At 71.9% G+C, this 17,530-nt stretch carries 16 protein-coding genes; 8 read left to right on the top strand and 8 right to left on the bottom strand.

Annotated elements, in window-relative coordinates; translation table 11 throughout:
* Positions 1-74 precede the first annotated feature (74 nt).
* The 4 genes from ABZ565_RS04950 to ABZ565_RS04935 all read left to right on the top strand — a co-directional run bounded on the left by ABZ565_RS04950 (position 75) and on the right by ABZ565_RS04935 (position 3,146).
* Positions 75-440 (top strand): hypothetical protein, encoded by a 366-nt coding sequence (locus ABZ565_RS04950; protein ID WP_361020511.1) that lies wholly within the window; start codon positions 75-77, stop codon positions 438-440.
* A 152-nt stretch (positions 441-592) separates the two neighbouring features.
* Positions 593-1,429, top strand: coding sequence for a sugar nucleotide-binding protein (locus tag ABZ565_RS04945; RefSeq protein WP_361020509.1), 837 nt, complete (start codon positions 593-595; stop codon positions 1,427-1,429).
* A gap of 23 nt (positions 1,430-1,452) precedes the next feature.
* On the top strand, positions 1,453-2,421 hold the full coding sequence (locus ABZ565_RS04940; RefSeq protein ID WP_361020641.1) for a hypothetical protein: 969 nt from the start codon (positions 1,453-1,455) through the stop codon (positions 2,419-2,421).
* A 170-nt stretch (positions 2,422-2,591) separates the two neighbouring features.
* The gene (locus ABZ565_RS04935; RefSeq protein ID WP_361020507.1) at positions 2,592-3,146 is read left to right on the top strand and encodes a hypothetical protein; all 555 of its coding nucleotides are present in this window, start codon (positions 2,592-2,594) and stop codon (positions 3,144-3,146) included.
* Between the two features lie 144 nt (positions 3,147-3,290).
* Here ABZ565_RS04935 and ABZ565_RS04930 read toward each other — a convergent pair whose 3' ends face one another.
* The 5 genes from ABZ565_RS04930 to ABZ565_RS04910 all read right to left on the bottom strand — a co-directional run bounded on the left by ABZ565_RS04930 (position 3,291) and on the right by ABZ565_RS04910 (position 10,679).
* Positions 3,291-3,692: a GFA family protein gene (locus ABZ565_RS04930; protein WP_361020505.1), complete on the bottom strand. Its 402-nt coding sequence runs from the start codon at positions 3,690-3,692 to the stop codon at positions 3,291-3,293.
* Positions 3,693-3,721: 29 nt separating this feature from the next.
* Positions 3,722-4,819, bottom strand: a complete 1,098-nt coding sequence (locus tag ABZ565_RS04925) for an NUDIX hydrolase (protein ID WP_361020503.1) — start codon at positions 4,817-4,819, stop codon at positions 3,722-3,724.
* 210 nt (positions 4,820-5,029) lie between these two features.
* Positions 5,030-6,478, bottom strand: coding sequence for an NUDIX domain-containing protein (locus ABZ565_RS04920; protein ID WP_361020501.1), 1,449 nt, complete (start codon positions 6,476-6,478; stop codon positions 5,030-5,032).
* A 45-nt stretch (positions 6,479-6,523) separates the two neighbouring features.
* Positions 6,524-8,386: an ABC transporter ATP-binding protein gene (locus ABZ565_RS04915; protein ID WP_361020639.1), complete on the bottom strand. Its 1,863-nt coding sequence runs from the start codon at positions 8,384-8,386 to the stop codon at positions 6,524-6,526.
* A 739-nt stretch (positions 8,387-9,125) separates the two neighbouring features.
* The gene (locus tag ABZ565_RS04910; RefSeq protein ID WP_361020499.1) at positions 9,126-10,679 is read right to left on the bottom strand and encodes an alpha/beta hydrolase; all 1,554 of its coding nucleotides are present in this window, start codon (positions 10,677-10,679) and stop codon (positions 9,126-9,128) included.
* A gap of 320 nt (positions 10,680-10,999) precedes the next feature.
* On the opposite strand from ABZ565_RS04910, the gene ABZ565_RS04905 reads away from it, so the two are divergent.
* Together ABZ565_RS04905 and ABZ565_RS04900 are read left to right on the top strand one after the other, a co-directional pair.
* Positions 11,000-11,644, top strand: a complete 645-nt coding sequence (locus ABZ565_RS04905) for a hypothetical protein (RefSeq protein WP_361020497.1) — start codon at positions 11,000-11,002, stop codon at positions 11,642-11,644.
* Between the two features lie 127 nt (positions 11,645-11,771).
* Positions 11,772-12,422 (top strand): hypothetical protein, encoded by a 651-nt coding sequence (locus ABZ565_RS04900; RefSeq protein ID WP_361020495.1) that lies wholly within the window; start codon positions 11,772-11,774, stop codon positions 12,420-12,422.
* Here the strand turns inward: ABZ565_RS04900 and ABZ565_RS04895 are convergent.
* The gene (locus tag ABZ565_RS04895; RefSeq protein WP_361020493.1) at positions 12,419-13,408 is read right to left on the bottom strand and encodes a BtrH N-terminal domain-containing protein; all 990 of its coding nucleotides are present in this window, start codon (positions 13,406-13,408) and stop codon (positions 12,419-12,421) included. The two genes, ABZ565_RS04900 and ABZ565_RS04895, sit on opposite strands and share 4 nt — an antisense overlap.
* 279 nt (positions 13,409-13,687) lie before the next feature.
* Between ABZ565_RS04895 and lepB the strand changes: the two genes are divergently transcribed.
* Together lepB and ABZ565_RS04885 are read left to right on the top strand one after the other, a co-directional pair.
* Positions 13,688-14,275 carry a signal peptidase I gene (lepB, locus tag ABZ565_RS04890; RefSeq protein ID WP_361020491.1) on the top strand — a complete coding sequence of 196 codons (588 nt, stop codon included), beginning with the start codon at positions 13,688-13,690 and terminating at the stop codon, positions 14,273-14,275.
* A 263-nt stretch (positions 14,276-14,538) separates the two neighbouring features.
* Positions 14,539-16,005, top strand: a complete 1,467-nt coding sequence (locus tag ABZ565_RS04885) for a protein kinase (RefSeq protein ID WP_361020489.1) — start codon at positions 14,539-14,541, stop codon at positions 16,003-16,005.
* A gap of 52 nt (positions 16,006-16,057) precedes the next feature.
* Here ABZ565_RS04885 and ABZ565_RS04880 read toward each other — a convergent pair whose 3' ends face one another.
* Entirely contained in the window at positions 16,058-16,477 is a 420-nt protein-coding gene (locus ABZ565_RS04880; RefSeq protein WP_361020487.1) for a hypothetical protein, read from the bottom strand.
* Positions 16,478-16,588: 111 nt separating this feature from the next.
* Positions 16,589-17,500, bottom strand: a complete 912-nt coding sequence (locus ABZ565_RS04875; RefSeq protein ID WP_361020485.1) for a LysR family transcriptional regulator — start codon at positions 17,498-17,500, stop codon at positions 16,589-16,591.
* Positions 17,501-17,530 lie beyond the last annotated feature (30 nt).

Genomic DNA, 17,530 nt, shown 5'->3' with positions numbered 1-17,530 from the left:
CTGAGTATGCACATGCGTTTGTCCGAGTAGCAGGGCTCATGAAGGGCCCGGCGGCTACGGGAGACCCTCGCCCCATGAATACTCGGACCCAGGCCAAGCCCGCCGCCCTGTGGGCGCCTGCCCCGCCGACTGCCGCTGTGCGTCCCGGAGTTGCCGTGGCGACCGCCCTGCTGGGCGCCGCCACGGCCGTGTCGGTGGCGTGGCTGACCTTCCTGGTCTGGATGATCTCCGTCTGGGGTGCGGCTTCCGGGGTGGCGGCCGGTGGGATTCCGGCGACGTACGCGGCCTGCCTGGCCGGCGGGGCCGCGCTGTTGACCGCCCTCGCCTTCGCACCACCGGTGCGTCGCATGGCTCCGCCCCGGCGTGCGCTGTTGCTGTGTGCGGTGGCGTGCCCCGTTCCGTTCACGCTGGCTGTCGCGACCTGGGTGGGCGTCGGCTGACCGCGTGGCGCGTGCCCCGCGGCGGTCGGCGTTTCACGGCCCGGAGACCGGGCGGGGGCGGCCGCAGGCAGCGGCCGTGGCGGGGCTGCCGAACACCGGGGCCGGAGCGGGGTGTGGACGGCTGTGCGCGAGGGGCCCGTAGCGTGAGGCGCATGACTGTGCTGATCATCGGCGGCAGCGGCCTGCTGGGTACCGAGCTGGTACACCGGGCGGCATCCTCGGACGGGCCCCCGGCCGCCACGTACCATTCCCGCCCCGGCGACCCGGGCCGGGCGGCCTGGCACCACCTGGATCTACGGGCCCCGCGCCGCCTGGAAGAGCTCCTCGACACGGTGGCCCCGGCCGCGGTGATCAACGCGACGAGCGGTGGGGCGGACTGGGCGGTCACCGCCGAAGGCGGCGTCCGGATCGCGGTGGCCGCGGCCGAGCGTGGCATACGCCTGGTGCACGTCTCCAGCGACGCGGTCTTCTCCGGCGCGGGCCGCGACCGGTACGACGAGTCATGTCTTCCGGACCCGCTCACCCCGTACGGGGCCGCGAAGGCCGCCGCCGAGACGGCCGTACGTATCGTCAGCCCCGACGGGGTTGTCGCCCGTACCTCGCTGATCATCGGCAACGGCCTCTCCGCACACGAGCAGTTGGTGCACGCCCTGGCCGACGGAAGCCGCGAGGGCGCCCTGTTCACCGACGACATCCGGTGTCCCGTACACGTGGCCGATCTGGCCGCCGCCCTGTGGGAGATCACCCGCTCCGACGCCGCCGGGGTCTTCCACCTCGCCGGTCCGGACGCCCTCAGCCGCTACCAGCTGGGCGAGCTCATCGCCCGCCGCGACGGCCTCGACCCCGCACGGCTGCCGTCCGCGCGCCGCTGCGACACGGGACCGCCCGGCGGGATCGACGTACGACTGGACTGCCGTGCCACGCAGCGGAAGCTGAACACCCGGCTCCGGGGCGCCCGCGCATTCCTGCGCGGAGTGGACCGGACATGACGAGGACCACGCCGGCCAGACCGGTGTCCGTGGAGGCCGTGTTCCCGGAGCTGGCCCCCTACCGGTCCCGGACGACACGGTTGCACCCCAGGCCGGGCCGGCCCGGTATGCGCGACAGCCATATCGGCGGGCCGATGCTGTGGCCGGCGGACGAACCGTGGCCGCTCTGCCATGAGCCGCACCGGCGTGACACCGAGGGGTACGCACCGGAGGAGATTCGCGGCGCCCGGGCCGCAGGGGCGTGGCCGCCGAGCCGGCCGTGGCCCCGCGCGGAATCTGCCGGGGAGGACGGGCCGGGGCCCTTCATGGGGCTGGCCCAGTTCTTCCGCCGCGACATCCCGGGCCTCGCCTGCGGGCCCGACGGCGCGGACCTGGTGCAGCTCTTCCGCTGCCCGTTCACCCACGGCCCGCTCCTGGAGCGCCGCTACCACCTGCGTTGGAGACAGGCCGCACGGTCCGGGCAGGCGGAGCACTTCCTCACCGCGCCGCCCCGGGTGCCCCTGCTGCGGTGGGAGCATGAACTCCCCGCACCATGCGTCCTGCACCCGGAGGGAGTGGACACGTACCCCTGGGCGGAGAACGACACGCTGCCCGAGTCCCTGATCGCACGCATCGACGCATGGGACGACGCGCAGGAAGCAGAACACGGACCCGACGCCCCGAACTACCAGTACGACCTGTCGATTCCTCCCGGCTGGCGTGTCGGCGGCTACCCCAGTTGGGCGTCGACGGGCCCGATGGTCATCGATTGCGCGTCCTGCGACACGCCTATGGAGCTGCTGCTGACGGCTGATGGCTGCGAAATGGACGGCGGCTCGCACAGCTGGCCCCCGCTGGAGGACCGGGACCCGCTGCTGAAGGGCAAGGCGTCGATCCGGGGCGGCGTCTCAGTCACGCAACCCACGCGGCTCCGCTTCGGCCGGGACCGTGATCTGCATGTCTTCGTCTGTTCGGAAGAGCCCGGTCACGCGCCCCGATGGGTGCTCGCGTAGGCCGTCGGCCGGGAATGCCACAGACGCTCGGTGGATTCTTGCGCGTGCGAAAAAAGGCATCTGCACCACTTAACGGTGAACATCGCCCCTATGTCCCTTGAAGCGGCGCCCAGTTGGAAAGGCTGGCCGTGCACCTCAAAGAGGCGCACGGCCAACCCGAGGAGAAGACCTTGAAGCGTGTCTCGTTCCGCCGTTCCGCCGGACTGATGGCCGCCGCCGCGGCCCTGATCGCCGGTCCCGCCCTGTCCGCTCACGCCATGACCCCCGCCGCCCCGAGCAGTCAGCAGAGCTACGCCGCGCAGGCGCGGGCGGCCGGCCTCACCGACGAGCAGGCCGGGGAGCTCCAGCGACAGGTCGACGCGGTACGTGCCCAGGAGCCCCAGGCCCGCCAGACCTCCGCGAACACCCTCGCCATCCCCGGCGGGACCGTCACCCTCCCCACCCCCGGACAGACCGAAACCCGCAGCCTGGCCTCACCCGGCACGGCCCTGGCCTGCGCCAACGGGCACCTGTGCATCACGGACGGGCGCGGCGTCAACTACGACTACTACCGCTGCGGCTACTACGACTTCAACGGCGTCGGCGACGGCACCTTCAACAACAACCAGACCTCGGGCACCCGTGCCCGCTTCTACAACAGCGATGGCAGCGAACGCTGGTCCCACGTCGCCAAGGGCACCGGCACCGCCTCCTGGACCCCGGTCTTCCACATCCGCCCCTGCTGAGCCTCGCACCTTCCCCCGCCCCCGGCTTCCGGGGGCGGGGGCGGGGGAGTGCCGGCCGGCGAATCGGCGGGAACGGTACTCGGAACGCCGTACGGACCTCACCGTGCGGGTCCCCGCGGGCGTCCGTTCGTACCCAGCGCGGTATCAGGCGAGGGCGATGGTCATCCAGGGAACGGCCTCCTGCCGGTACGAGTGTCCGACGGGATCGGTGCCGCTGCGGTCGGTGAGGCTGAAACCGGTGACCATGATCGTGTCGGAGTCGTCGGCGACGGAGACGAGATGTGTCCCGCACCGCGGGCAGAAGCCGCGGCGGAGCGTGGGCCAGGTCGCGTACCACGTCGGCTCGCCACCCGGACCGGTCCACGTCAGTCCGGCCCTGTCGAAGCCGACCCACAGGACCGCGGGCGCGCCGGAGATGCGCGTCTCGTGCGGGCATGAGCACAAGTGCGGGTCGATCGGGTCGCCCAGCACCCGGTACGTGACGCGGCGGCACTGGCAGTGCCCGGTCCGGGCCGGTCCGGAAGGCGGCACGGGAGCGGGGGTCATCGGATCCTCGATTCGGTACGGGCGAAGCGCTACCAGGCGGTGGGGCGCACGATTTCGGTGACGGGCTGGGGGTGAACGGCCTCGCGGATGCCGAGCAGGGCGCGGCCCCGGTGGACGGCCGCAAGCTGCTCGGCCGACTCGGACGGCCCCCAGTCGAAGAACTCCAGGGCCTGCTCCGGGGTGGCCAGAACGCGTACGTACGTCTGACCGGTGGCCGGATCGACGGCGGCCTCGCCCAGGCTCGCGAGCGCGGCGGCGTAACGGACCCTCGCGCGGGCGCCGGACGGGTCGGACAGATACCCGAGGTAGCGGGTGTCACCGAGCTCCGCGGCAGCCTCCTCGCGGCATTCCCGGACGGCAGTCGCCAGCGGATCGCCGCCGTCCTCCGGTTCCGTCGTGCCGCCGGGCAGACAGGACGCGCCGGTGTCCGGTTCGAGGAGTACGAGGACGCGTCCGTCCGGGGCGAAGGCCCAGACCCAGGACTGGCGGACCGCGAGGCCGGCGGGCACGGGCCCGGGGTGGAAGGGCAGGTGGTGACGGGCCCGGGCGGTGCGCAGGACACCGACCCGGTCGAGGACGGTGGGGGCGATCGGGAGTCCGTCCTCCAGGAGCACGGGGCCGGCGCCGTTGATGCGGGCGCGGAGCGCGGACAGGGCGCGGCGGGCATCCCCGGGAGACATCAGCGAGGGAAGGTCGGCGGGTTCGGCGAACTCGATGCCGTCGATCTCACCCGGGGCGGGCCGGATCGCCGCGATCCGTTCGTCGTCCCAGACGCCCCCGTCGAAGACGTGCAGCAGCTCGCCCGGGAACCGCATGGCCGGGTCCGCCGTCCGGCCGGCGGGGGAGACCCAGTCGACGGCCAGCCCACGGGTCACGGTCGCCGCCATGCCGAGCTCCTCCTCCAGCTCGCGGGCGGCGCCCCGGGCCGGTGACTCGCCCTTGTCGACGGCTCCGCCGGGCAGCAAGCGGGTGGGCCGGTAGCTGACCCGCTGGATCAGGACCTGCCCGCGCTGGTTGGTGATCAGCACGCCGGTGCCGGCCCACAGCGCGGCCGAGGCGCGCAGCGTGCCGTACGCCTCCTCGCTCGTCACACCGGGAAGTTCGTCAGGTGCGGATGTCGTTGTCATCTCTCTCCGTTCGGGCCGTGCTTGGGGCTCCGGCCCGGGGCGCGATCTGGGCCGGAGCCGTACGTACGGGGGAAGTGTCCCCGACCGCCGCCGCCCGGGGCCGGGGTGTGCTCGGCCAGCAGCTCCCGTTCGCGCTCACCCACCTGCCGGAAACCCCGCCCCTCGCCGAAATGCGCTGCCGGTCGCGTTCCATGTGGGCGTCGGTGCTGGTCAACGCGCCCAGCCCAGCTCCGTGTAAACCCGTCCGGCGCGGATGCCCTCGATCGCGGCGCGTGTGTAGGGGACCAGTGGCTCGGGCAGGTCCTTGGCGTTCCACCACTGCCAGGACACGCACGTGTCCGGCTCCCGCAACTCGGGCGTGCCCTCCCAGCGCCGTGCGCGGAAGAACAGGCCGATCCGGGGTCTGTCTCCCGGTCGGTCGACCATGTGCACGGTGTGGACGAGTTCGACATCCGCCGGGTCGACCACCAGCCCGGCCTCCTCGTACGCCTCCCTGACCAGGCAGGCCGTCGCCGCCTCCGCCTCGCAGTGGCCGGCGAGTAGGTGCCAGGAGCCGCCCGCGTACGCCGAGTCGGGGTGCCGCAACCCCAGCAGGACCTGGTCGTCCCGCTCCAGGTAGAGGTGGACGCCGACCACGTTCAGGACCGTCCCCGACGCCGGGGCCGCCTCGGCGGGTGCCCGGTGCTCGGTGGCGTGCCGCTCCAGGAGTGCCCGGGTCGAAGGCAGCATCGTCAGGTACGGGAACTTCTCGGGCCGCATCCAGGCGACCATCACCCCCTCGGTGAGCGGCAGACGGGCCGGGTCGCCGTTCCAGCGGCCGGTGAACACCTGGACCGGCACCCGGGTCCCGTCCGTGCCGGTGACGCACTCGACCGCGTACGGCACCAGGGCGGAAGCCGTCAGGTCGGCCTCCTCGCGCAGCTCCCGGCGGACCGTGTCGAGCAACGTGCGATCCTGCGGCTCCCGGCCACCGCCGAGCAGCGACCAGCACCCCGGCTCCCAGATCCACGGCTTGTTCGCGTCCCGCAGGTGCAGCAGGTACCGACCGTGGCCGTCGTGGATGATCGCCGAGGCGCTCAAGGGCTCGGGGCGCCCGTCCAGTCGCGCGTGAAGGAGTTTCCCGCGCAGGGTCGATGACCTGACCTCCGTCAGGGGAAGCCACTGCGCGCCGGACACCTCCTCGTCCTGGAGGGTGATCGCCGGTGGCTCCTCGTCGGCGAGGTGGAACACGTAACGGAAGTCGTAGTGCCGGTGCGCCGGCTCACCCTTCGAAGGGCGGGCGTCGATGTCATGTACGTCGATGTCGATGGGGGAGCCGAGCAACTGCCGGGTCAGGCACACGGCGCCCGGAGGGATCCCGGTCTCCTCCGAGAGCTCGCGCAACGCGGCGACGAGCAGGCTGCGGTCGCCGGGTTCGGCGTGGCCGCCCGGGGTGAGCAGGAGCCCGCCGGAGGCGCGGTGCCGGATGTGCAGCACCCGGCACCGGCGGTCGATGACGACAGCGCTGCATGTGACGTGGGCAGGGAGCGTCCCCCGGTCGGCCGGGTCGTCGACTCCGTCCAGGAGGGACATGAGCCCGGCGAGGGCTTCCCGTTCGTGCGGGTGGCGCGCCAGGTATGCCTCGGCGGTGGTGCGGATGGCGGAGCGGGTGAGCGGCATGTCATTCCCTCGGGACGGCGGAAGGGGTACGGGGGCCGGGGCGGCTCACGCGGGGGCCTTGTGCTTGTCGTCGTCCGGCTCGGACGTGATCTGGTAGGACAGCAACTCACGGAACAGACCGGGCCGTTCGGAGAGCTCCGCGTAGGTACCCTCTTGGACGATGCGGCCCGCGTCGAGCACGACGATGCGGTCGGCGACGGCCACGTTCGCGATGCGATGGGTCACCAGCAGTACCGCCCGGTCCCGGGCCAGGGACCTCAGCCGCTGGAAGACGCGGAACTCGGCACGCGGGTCCAGGTTGGCCGTCGGCTCGTCCAGGACCAGCAGCCCGGCCCGGCGGAAGAACGCCCTGGCCAGGGCGATGCGCTGCCACTGGCCGCCGCTGAGTTCCTCGCCGTTGAGCCACTCGCGGGCCAGCAGGGTGTCCAGGCCCGCGCCGAGTGTGTCGACCACCTCGTCGGCGTCGGCCGCCTCGCACGCCTCACGGACCGCCGCGTCGCCGCGGGCGGTGGGCTGTCCCTGGGTCACGTTCTCGCGCACGGTCAGCGGCCAGTGCGCGTAATCCTGCGGTACGAGGGCGACGTGCCGCCACAGCGCCTGCGGGTCGGCCTCGCCGGTGGGGACGCCGTCCCACAGCACCTGCCCGTCGGTGGGCAGGTAGAGGCCGCTGACCAGTTTCGACAGCGTCGACTTGCCCGAGCCGTTGAAGCCCACCAGCGCGGTGACCTCGCCCCGGCGCAGGGTGAGGGACACCTCGGACAGGGCGTCGTGGTCCTTGCCCGCGTAGCGGTGGGTGACCGAGGCGACCTCGATCGTCTCCGGCGGCGCGGGGTGGTGCGTGCCCCGGCGCATGCGGAAGCCGCCCGCCTTGTCGAGGAAGCCGGTCCAGTCGTCCATGTACAGCCCCGTCCGTACGGCCCGTGCGCCGACGGCCACCAGGCCGCGGACCGACATACCGACGGTCTGCAGGGCGAAGACGGCCGTGCCGGCATGGCCGACGCTGATCCGGCCGGTCGCGAGCAGCCACACGACCGCCGCCCACACCACCGCCGACCCCAGACCTCCGTACACCGCGCCCGCGAGGGACATCCGCGCGCCCTGGTCGGCCGCGGCCCGGTCCTCGCGGTTGATGCGGGCGACCGTGTCCCGGTAGCGGCCGGACAGGAAGCCGGCCATGGTGCCGGCGCGGATCTGGTCGGCGGCGTCCTTGGTGTAGATGTGCCAGCGCAGCACGGACAGCATCCGGTTGTCGCCGTTGCTGCGGAGGTTGGCCAGGTAGCGCACGCGTGCGGCGCTGACCTGGGCCACTGCCTGCGGCAGGCTGGCGGCGACGAGGAGGGGGAGCAGCACCCAGTGCACACCGGCGAGCACGACGGCCCCGGCGAGGAAGGCGGCGGCCGAGGCGATCAGGTCCTGCCCCTCGTTGATGAGGTCGCCGGTGACCTGGGCGCCGCGGTCGGCGGCCTCGCGGTCGCGGTTGAAGTCGGGGTCGTCGTACGCGCACAACTCGACCTCGGCGCATCCGGTGAGCAGCATCTGCTCGGCCTCGCGGGACATCAGCGGACCCAGCCGCGCGGAGAGCCAGTTGACGGTGATGCCGAGGAGCGCGCGCACCCCGGCGGCCCCGGCGAGCAGGGCGACGGACGGCCATGCCTCCTGGAGGCGGTGGTAGACGTCCCCGTCGCGCAGCAGGGCCGTCAGGGTCCCGGCGATGGCGACGAGGCCCAGGGCCTGCATCACCCCGGTGACCAGCTGGCACAGCAGGAGGCCGACGGTCGCCCGCCGGTCGACCCGCCACGCCAGGGCCAGCGAGCGGCGCACCAGCTGCGGCAGACGGCGGGCCATGTCGCGCATCCGGATCGACCGGCCGGCCGCCTCGCGGCTGCCGGTGAGGTCGACGTAGCGCATCTGCGTCTCGGGCGCGGGCCCGGACGGCGCGGGGGCCGAGGGGGTGGCGCGCGGGCCCGGAACGCTGTCGGTCGCCGGTGCATCGGCGGACTCACTCATGCCGCCCACCCCGCGTACGGACGTTCTGAGGCACGGGTGCCGTCGACGCCGCCGGTGCTCACGGAGGGCCGTCGTTCGATTCCGGGAGGCTGCTGCGAGGGGAAGGGGGTGGGGTGCATGGCGTTCCTCCGTCTGGGCGTCGATGTGGCACTGATGCTCTAAAAACGCGGTTGAGCCGGTCCCGTAACGGCCCGATCGGAGGGCATTCCTTGAACCCAAGTTCGAATGAAGGGGTCTGGCCGTGGCCCCTCTGGGGTCTTGCCGCTGAAACTCGTTCGATCAGGTCGGGTCACCCCTGCGGGGGATTGCGGACGACCCGAGGTCCGGGCCCCGCGAGCGGGGTGTACGCACGTACGCTCTCTCGTGCACAGGACGGAGAACGGGCAGTCCCCGAAGTGCTGGGCGCGTTGGTCGAGCGCGCCTACGGTGCCGGGCCGATGTCCGACGGTGACGGATGGGCACGCGAGCCGGGGCACGGCTAGGGGGACGGCGGCCGGCCGCGTACGCCGTCTGCAGTCCTTCGTGCTGATGCCGCACCCGCATCAGTCAGGGCCTGCCCCGCCGGCTGCAGCGGCGGCCGCGGACCGACCGACCGTGCCGCAGGCAGGCACACTCCCGCAGGGCCCCGGGTGGACACGCCCTACGACATGTCGCCCCGGCACACCGTCCCCGGGGCCGGTGTGCGCCCCGTGCGCAGGTATCGGTTGACCGCCTCCGTGACGCAGCGGTTCTGCGGGTACGTCCCGTGGCCCTCCTCCTCGGCCGTCAGGAGCACGCCCACCCCGTCGCCCAGAGCGCGGGCCATGCGACGGGCCCCGGCGTACGGGGTCGTCGGGTCGCCGGTGCCGCCGATCACCAGGACGGGGGCCGCGCCGTCGGCGTTCACCTTCGGGGTGACCCGCTCGCCGTCGAACGGCCAGTCGTAGCAGAGGTAGACACCGCTGGACCAGGCCGCGCCGAAGACGGGCGAGGCGGCTTCGACGCGCGCCGAGTCCCTGTCGAGGCGTTCGTAGCCGGGGCGCAGGCTGGAGTCCGCACAGGTGATCGCGGTCCGGGCGGCGCGGCTGTTGTCGTGCGGGGCCCTCGCCCGGTCGGCGGAGCCGATGTCGTCCGCGCCCTTGGCCAGCGGCCGGCCGTCGTTGTGGTCGATCAGCGCGGTGAGGGCCTTGGCGAGGAGCGGCCAGCCGGCCGTGCCGAGGTCGAGATGGTCGCTGACGGCGTACGCGAGGTCGTCGGCGTCGAGGGTCCTTCCGCCGCCGGCCGGTGCGGGCTTCTTCTCCAGGCGGTCGGCCAGGCGCGCCATGCGGCGGGCGGCCTCCTCGGACCCGTCGCCGGTCGGGCAGTCGCGGATACGGGCCGCGCAGTGCACGGCGAACCGGTCGAAAGCCGCCTGGACCGCCTTGACCTGCGACACCTGCTCCTCGTCGTGGTCCTCGGTCGGATCGACCGACGCTTCGAGGACGAGCCGTCCGACGTGCGACGGGTACTGGTGGGCGTACACCGCGCCGAGCTCCGTGCCGTACGAGACACCGAAGTAGTGCAGCCGTTCGTCACCGAGGAGGTAGCGCATCAGGTCGAGATCGCGCGCGGTGTGCGCGGTGCCGATGTACGGGAGGATCGCCCCGGAGTGCTCGGCGCAGGCGTCGGCCCCCTCGTATCCGGTGTCGTCCGCGCTCTTCCCGCAGCGCACGGGGATGGTCGTGCCCACGCCGCGCGGGTCGAAGGAGACCAGGTCGTAGCGGTCGAGCAGCGGCGCGTACTGGTTGCGGAAGTCGGGCAGCCCGCTCACGCCGGACGCGCCGGGTCCTCCGAAGTTGAGGACGAGGGAACCGATGCGCCGGTCGTTCGGCCCGGTGGCCTTGAGACGTATCAGCGCGACGTCGATCGTCCGGCCGTCCGGTTTCCGGTAGTCGAGGGGGGCCTTCATGACGGCGCAGTCGTAGCCCTTGCGCGCGCTGGGCGGCGAGGTGCAGCGGGACCAGTGGAGGTGCTGACCGGTGGTGAGCGCGGCGGGGAGACCAGTGGGCGGGTTGGTCGCGGTGAACTCCGTACGCGGCTCCGCGTTCCGGTGGTGGGCGTCGCGTTGGAGGAAGGCGCCGACGGCCCCGATCGCGAGGAGGGCGAGGACCGCGACGATGCGCGCACCGACGGAGAAGCCCGGTCCGCGGCTCGGTATCGGATGTGCGTCACTCATGGAAGACCCCGCGTTCCCGCCCCCGGACGCCTGCCCCGTACTCGCGCCCGGACTCATGCCCGTCGAATGAGTGCAGCGTACAAGCCGCCTCCGACCGGGTGGGCGGCGTCGTCGCGGGTGCCTGCACGACAGCCACACCACCGCCATGCGCACATCCGGTGACGGTGAACGTCGCGCGGCTGTGCCGTCCCTGGGACGAGCCTGTGTCATTCCTGGCTCAGTGTGAGTGGGGCGTCGCGGCGCGCCCCGTTGACGCACGGCCCAGTTGTCGAATGTTCCGGCTGTCGTACAGCGCAGCCCCTACCGCGAGTTAGGTCAAAATGATACGCAAGGGACGCATCTTCTTCGCAGTTGCCCTCACCACCCTGGGACTCGGGCTCACCGCCTGCAACGACGGCGAGGACGAGGCAACGGGGCAGGAATCGCCCTCGGCCTCCGCCCCGGCCTCGCCCGCCCCGAGCAGCGAGAGCCCGTCGGCGGAACCGAGCGACGACCCCGGCGCCGCGCCCAGTGGTGACGTCGCCGCACCGGGCACGAAGTTCAAGGTCGGTGACCGGGCGGTCCTGCCGTTCACGTACGGGACTTCCAAGAAGGGCACCGTCGCCGTGACGGTCACGGCGATCGAGAAGGGCACCGAGGCCGACATGGCCCCCTTCGGTGAGAAGGCGAAGGGCATGACGCCCTATTACATCCGCATGAAGGTGGAGAACGTCGGCGGTACCGACCTCTCCTACTCGTCGCTGAGGCTGCGCGGCCAGCTGGAAGGCGGCGCCCCCACGGGCGTCATCCTGATCGGTGACCTCCCGGGCAAGTGCGACAGCGAGACGGCCCCCCGCGACTTCACCACCAAGGGCGCCTCGTACGAGACCTGTTCGCTCAGCGCCACGAAGACCGGTCCCATCGCGGCCGCCTCGTTCGAGGAGGGCGACGCGTACAGCGACAGCCCGGTCCTCTGGACCAGCTGACCACCCGTTCCCGCGACCGCGGGCCGGGCCTCCCGTCTTTGCGGAAGGCCCGGCCCGCCAGGCAGCCTTGGGCCGGCCCGGACCCGCGCGTCAGGGATTGTCAGTGCCGGTTGGCATGATGGCGGTCATGAGTCACAACATCGCGTACTCCACTGCCGACAAGGCCGACGTCCTGTCCTTTCTGGGTGCCGAGGACGATCTGAACGCCGAGCAGCGGCGCCGCCTCGACGCGATGCGCAAGTCCGCGCAGATGCATCAGGACGACCTCGATGACCAAGGTGTCGACTGGGGCCTGCCCCTCGTCGACGCCCTCGGCCACCTCATCGCCGGACGCATCGACTCGGACGCCGAGTACGCCGGCAACGCCTACACCAGCGCGTTGCAGCACATCATCGACCACAACGGGTCCGACTCAATACACCTGGGCACGTACGCGAAACCCTCGACCTTCTTCGGCCTGGTCGACGACCAGCTGCGACGCGTCGGCGTTCCCGCCGACCTGTTGCCCCACGGCTTCCTCTACGGCGGGCTGCCCGGCGGCTTCCCTTTCATTCCGCACTCGATCGACGGCTACCCCGCCATTGGCCATCTGCCGCTCGCCAAGGCCAAGCCCGCCGCCGAGGCCTATCGCGCCGTTCTGGACGGGATACCCGCTGACTTCCGGTACGACGTGCAAGAGCTGATCGAGAAGCTCGAGCAGGAGCACGACGAGTGGGAGTACGCAACGAAGAACATCGACTGGTACACCCAGGACACCCTCTTCTTCAAGCTCACCTAGCCGAGTGCGCCGAGTGCCCTCATCGCCTCGCGCTCGACGCGCGCGACCTCGCGGAGGACCGTCCCTGCCTCCACGAGCCGCGCCGCGTCGCCGGCCCGCCCGGCCTCCGCGAGGAGCGCGGCCACCTGCGTCCACAACGCGGCGGCCTCGGCGTAGAGGGAGCGGCCGGTGCGCAGGCGGGGGCTGTCGATGACCTCTCCGCACTCGGCGAGGAAGTCCCGGTACAGATTGCGGAACAGCGCCCCGCCGGTACCGCCACGCTCCATCAGCTCGGCGGTCCTTACCACGCCTTCGCGTGGATCGCCGTCGCGTTCCAGCCACTTGGGCACGTGCTGGGCGGCCTTCGCGATGCCCCGGTGACCCAGGTTCGCGATGGGCGGGTTGAGGAAGGCGTCGGCGTTTGCGGCGATCGCGGACACGGCGCACTCCCTGAGCGGCGCGGGCGCGCTGCCGTGGAGCGCGAGCCTGAAGGACCGGTGCCGGGCGGTCATGGGACCGCGCTCGGCCCGAGCCGCGGCGAGTGACGTGAGGCTGGTGGTGACGGCTCCGCCCTGCGCCACGGTGTCCACGAGATAGGCGTTCTGCTCGTCGTATCCGTACATCGCCACGACGTGTCCGCCGAAGTGCACTTTCGTACGGAAGTACTCCAGATGGAAGCTGTCGAGCTGCAGCCCGACGGGCGATCCCCCGTCGAGCGCCGCCGCGACGTTCCGCCATGCCGTGCGCGGAGAGGCGGTCTCCGAGACCAGGAGTTCGGCTCCCAGGCGGGATGCCAGCCCCCGGCCGAGCTCGAACGGCTTCACCCGCCCGCCGAGAAAGGGAAACCCCATGGCCTTGCTGTCCCAGTAGACAAAGGACAGCCCACTTCCGAGCCCGAACAGCATGGCCTCGGACAGATCGACCCCTTCATGCCGCAGCAGCACACCCAGCGCGGTGGTCTCACAGTGCTGGGTGCCGCGCGACTCGACGCCTTGAACGATGACCATGCGGCTCATCCTGTTACCGGGACCAGGCCGGGGCAAGCGTGCGCGAGCCGGCCCGCCGGCGTGGGCGAAGCGGGATCTGCCGCGTCCGGAGGCGGGCGAACCGGAGCTACGAAGCCGGCCACCTGCGTCCCCGGTCCGGGTCCTTCGCGCCGGTGACCGCTTTGCTCCAGCGGGCGGTGACGGATTGCGCGTCCGGCACGCTGTGTGGAGTGTGCGGCGGATCAAGGGAACGGGCGGAGCTTCATGAGGCGGCGGAGAGCGGCTTGGGGATGGCGGGCTGTGGCCTGGGGGCTGACACCGGTCGGCCTCGTGCTGCTGGCAGGCTCGGTCGCCTACGGTCTCGTGCGGTACGAGAGGGTGACGGTCGGGGGCGACTCCATGCGACCCGGATTCCCGCCCGGGGCGCGCGTACTGGTGAAGCGGATCGGCTCGGACGGCATACACCGGGGCGGCGTCGTCCTCATCGATCCGCCCGAGCGGTACATGACCGAGCCGGTGTTGCGGCGCGTCATCGGCATCGGCGGTGACCACGTCACGGGCTCCGGAAGCCGGGTCACGGTGAACGGCAGGACGCTCGATGAGCCGTACACGGCGGACACACAAGGTGATCCGCACGCCGACTCGTACGACGTACGGGTGCCGGCCGGGCGCCTGTTCGTGATGGGTGACTATCGTGCGAACTCCAACGACTCGCGCTACCACCTCGACGTGCACGAAGGCAGCTTCGCGGCCTCGGGCGTACGAGGACGAGTGGTGGCGGGTGCGACCGTGCCCACCGGTCCCACGGCGTTCGCGGTACTCGGCCTCACACTGAGCGTGGTCGGCCTCGGCGGGTACGCGGCCGGACGGCGGCGCCGACCGGTGTGAACGGCGTCGGGCCGCGAGAGGATCACGGGGTGATCGCTCACGCCGATCCGGCCGGCGGGCGCCCCGGGACCGGCGCCGGCGGTGGTCCCTGACCGGCTCCGCCGCCCGCGCGTGGCCGTGGGCGACGGCGTCACCGGCGACCCGCCCGAGCCGGAACGAGTGGCCGGTGCGTTACCCGGCTCGTCGCGGGTACGCGGCGTCTCAAGGCGCGTCGGGTCCGGATCACCGACTGGCGTAAGCCCTCCAACGCAGTAGGAGAGGGAATGAGGCTTCGCGAATCTGCTCAGGCCGCGGCTTCCCGGCTTCACGCCGAGGTGCTGAGCGGCCGGTACCGTCTTGACGAGCCCCTCGGTTCGGGCGGTGTTGCGGACGTCTACCGGGGCTTCGACCTGAGGATGAGACGACCGGTCGCGGTCAAGGTCTTCCGGCCCGACTCCCGCATCGATGCGGAGGAGAGCTGGCGGGGTGAAGCGGTCATCCTGGGCCGGCTGCACCACCCCGGACTTGTCACCGCCTTCGACGCCGGGCACCACGACGGACGCGCCTTCCTGGTCATGCAGCTGATCGAAGGCACCACGCTGAAGGAACGCATCGCCGAGGGGCCGCTGGCCCCCGAGGAGACCGCTGAACTCGGAGTGGGCCTCGCCCGGGCGCTGGCTCACGCACACGAGGCCGGCATCGTCCACCGAGACGTCAAGCCGTCCAACATCCTCCTGGACTCCGCGTGCCGGCCCTATCTCGCCGACTTCGGCATCTCCCGGCCGCTCGACTCCACCGCCGGCACCGCGACCGACACCATCATGGGCACCGCCGCCTATCTCTCTCCCGAGCAGGTTCTCGGACGGCCCGTGGGCCGGCCCGCCGATGTCTATGCCCTCGGCCTGGTGCTCCTCGAATGCCTCACGGGCCGGCTGGAGTACGACGGCGGGCCCGTTGAATCCGCGATCGCACGGCTGCACCGTGGGCCCGTCCTGCCTCCCGAGGCGCCGGAACGATTCCGCGATCTGCTGAGGGCGATGACCGCCGGCGAGGAGCAGGACCGCCCGACAGCCCGCGACTGTGCCGACGTTCTCGCGGCGAGGGCCGACACGGCACCCTCGGTGGTCCCATCGCCGACCGCCGCCCTGCACCTCGTCACAGGCGCGGCGCCGGCCGACGACGCGGACCCGCTGCCGGGCGGGCAGAAGAACACGGCTCCCGACGCACCCGCACGGGGGCGCACCCTCATGGCGGGCGGGGGCGTCGCCTTCGCCGCTGTCGCGGCAGTCGTACTCGCCGTCACCGGCAGCTCGGCCCCGCCCGAGTCGGGCCGGCACGCGACGCCGACTTCCACCGCGCCCACGGCGAGCACACACGCCCCTCATGGTGGAGCACAGAGTGCAACGGGGGCACCGCCCCCGGCCTCTCCGTCCTCCCATGCCCGCGCTGCCACCGGCACACGACCTGCCGGCGCGCGCAAGAGCACCTCCGCCGCCGACGTGTCGGACGAGCCCGCCGACGGCCCGGGCTCGCCCAGCCCGACGCACACAGCGGCGCCCTCGCCGACCACATCACCCACCACGCCCAAGGCCCCCACCGCATCGCCCTCACCGAGTGACGCGACCACCTCGGCGCCGGGTACACCCAGCGCCACGGCCACCGAGTCCCCCCGCCAAACGCCCGGACAGGCGAAGAAGACAGAACCGGGCGCGGACACGGAGCGCGACGGCGCCGGCCGAACGTCACGGTGACGCCGCGGCCGTCTCCACCACCGGCGTTACGGGACCGACGCGCACCGGCGGGTCAGTCGTCGAGCATCGCCGCTCCGTACCCCACTGGCGCCGACAGGAACAGAAAGAGCCAGTCGCGGTCTTGGGCCTCCACTTTGAACAGGTGCGCGGCCTGGCCGGTGTCGTCGGCGAAGAGGTGCCAGGCGTCGCTGAAGTCACCTCCGAAGGGAGCGACGGCGATGAGACAGAGGCCCAGAAGCGTTCCCAGATAGGTGCCCAGCGGCGTGGCCAAGGCACAGGTGACGGCGACCGCCTGGCTGTGGTCGCTGTGGCTTCCGGCAATGAGACCGGTGACTCCGCCCATCACCAGGGCGCCCCAAGTCATCAATTCTGCCTGGTCCTTGATGATGAAGGCCCAGACCAAAGACAGGCCGACCGTCATGCCAAGTGCGATCAGGATGCCCGTGCTCTCGTCATCGCTCGACTCGCTCACGCCGTACCCCCCCCGTGAGATGAGGCGGCCTCCGCGACCGGGGCGCGCCCTGTGGTCGCATTCCACGATAGACACGGACGCGGACTTGGGCAGGTGTATTGCGCACGAAAGCTACTGGCGAGAGGGCGTGGAACGCCGGGCAGCCTCCTCCAGGAGGCTCTCGGTGAAGGCGTGCACGGTCGGGGTGCTGTTCGTGGCGGCCCACAGCAGACCGTAGTCGACCAGCGGCGCATCGTGGAAAGGCACGTAGACGACATCGGGGCGCGAGTAGTACTGCGCCGCGCGGGCGCACGTGGGGGAGACGCCCTTGCCCGCGGCGACCAGGGCGAGCACCTCCTGCCACGCCGTTGTGGACGGTCCGCGCGGGATGGGGCGGCCCTTGGGCGTGCGGCGCGGGTAGTGGTGTTCGAGGAAGTACTGGGGCTGGCCCGTGACGGTGATCAGCGGGGACTCCGCGAGGTCTTCCAGCGACACCGTGTCCTGCTGGGCGAACGGGTGGCCGGCGGGAACGACGAGTGCGCGGGGCTCGGAGAAGAGGACCGGACCGTTGACGATGTCCGGCTCGTCGATGGGCAGCTCGATCAGCTGGATGTCGTGCGTGCCGTTGCGCAACGGCACGAGCGGGTCCAGGAGGGGTGATTCGTGGATGCGGACGCGGCAATTGGGGTGGCGGGCACGGAAGGCATCGGCAGCGGCCACGACGAGAGTGCCGCACCATGCCGCGGAGTAGGCGACGTCGAGTTCACCGGTGACACCCCGGCCGGCGGCCGCCGCTGCGGACAGGGCTTCCTTGATCTGCTGATATCCGGCGGCGAGGCCATCCCGCAACACCGCCCCGATGGGCGTCAGCTGGACGCTTCGACTGGTCCGTTTGAACAATTCCGCGCCGATGGCGCGCTCCTGCTTCTTGATGGCCTGGCTGACTCGCGCCGGTGTGACACGCAACCGCTCCGCCGTCCGGCCGAAGTGCAACTCCTCCGCGAGCACCAGGAAGATCTCTATCTCCCGCAGTTCCACGGTCATCCACCCCCGCTTCGTGTACCGCCGGCTTAA

It is taken from the genome of Streptomyces sp. NPDC016469 (genome assembly GCF_040632905.1).
Classification (GTDB): Bacteria; Actinomycetota; Actinomycetes; order Streptomycetales; family Streptomycetaceae; genus Streptomyces.
This window is presented reverse-complemented; position numbering and strand designations above follow the sequence as displayed.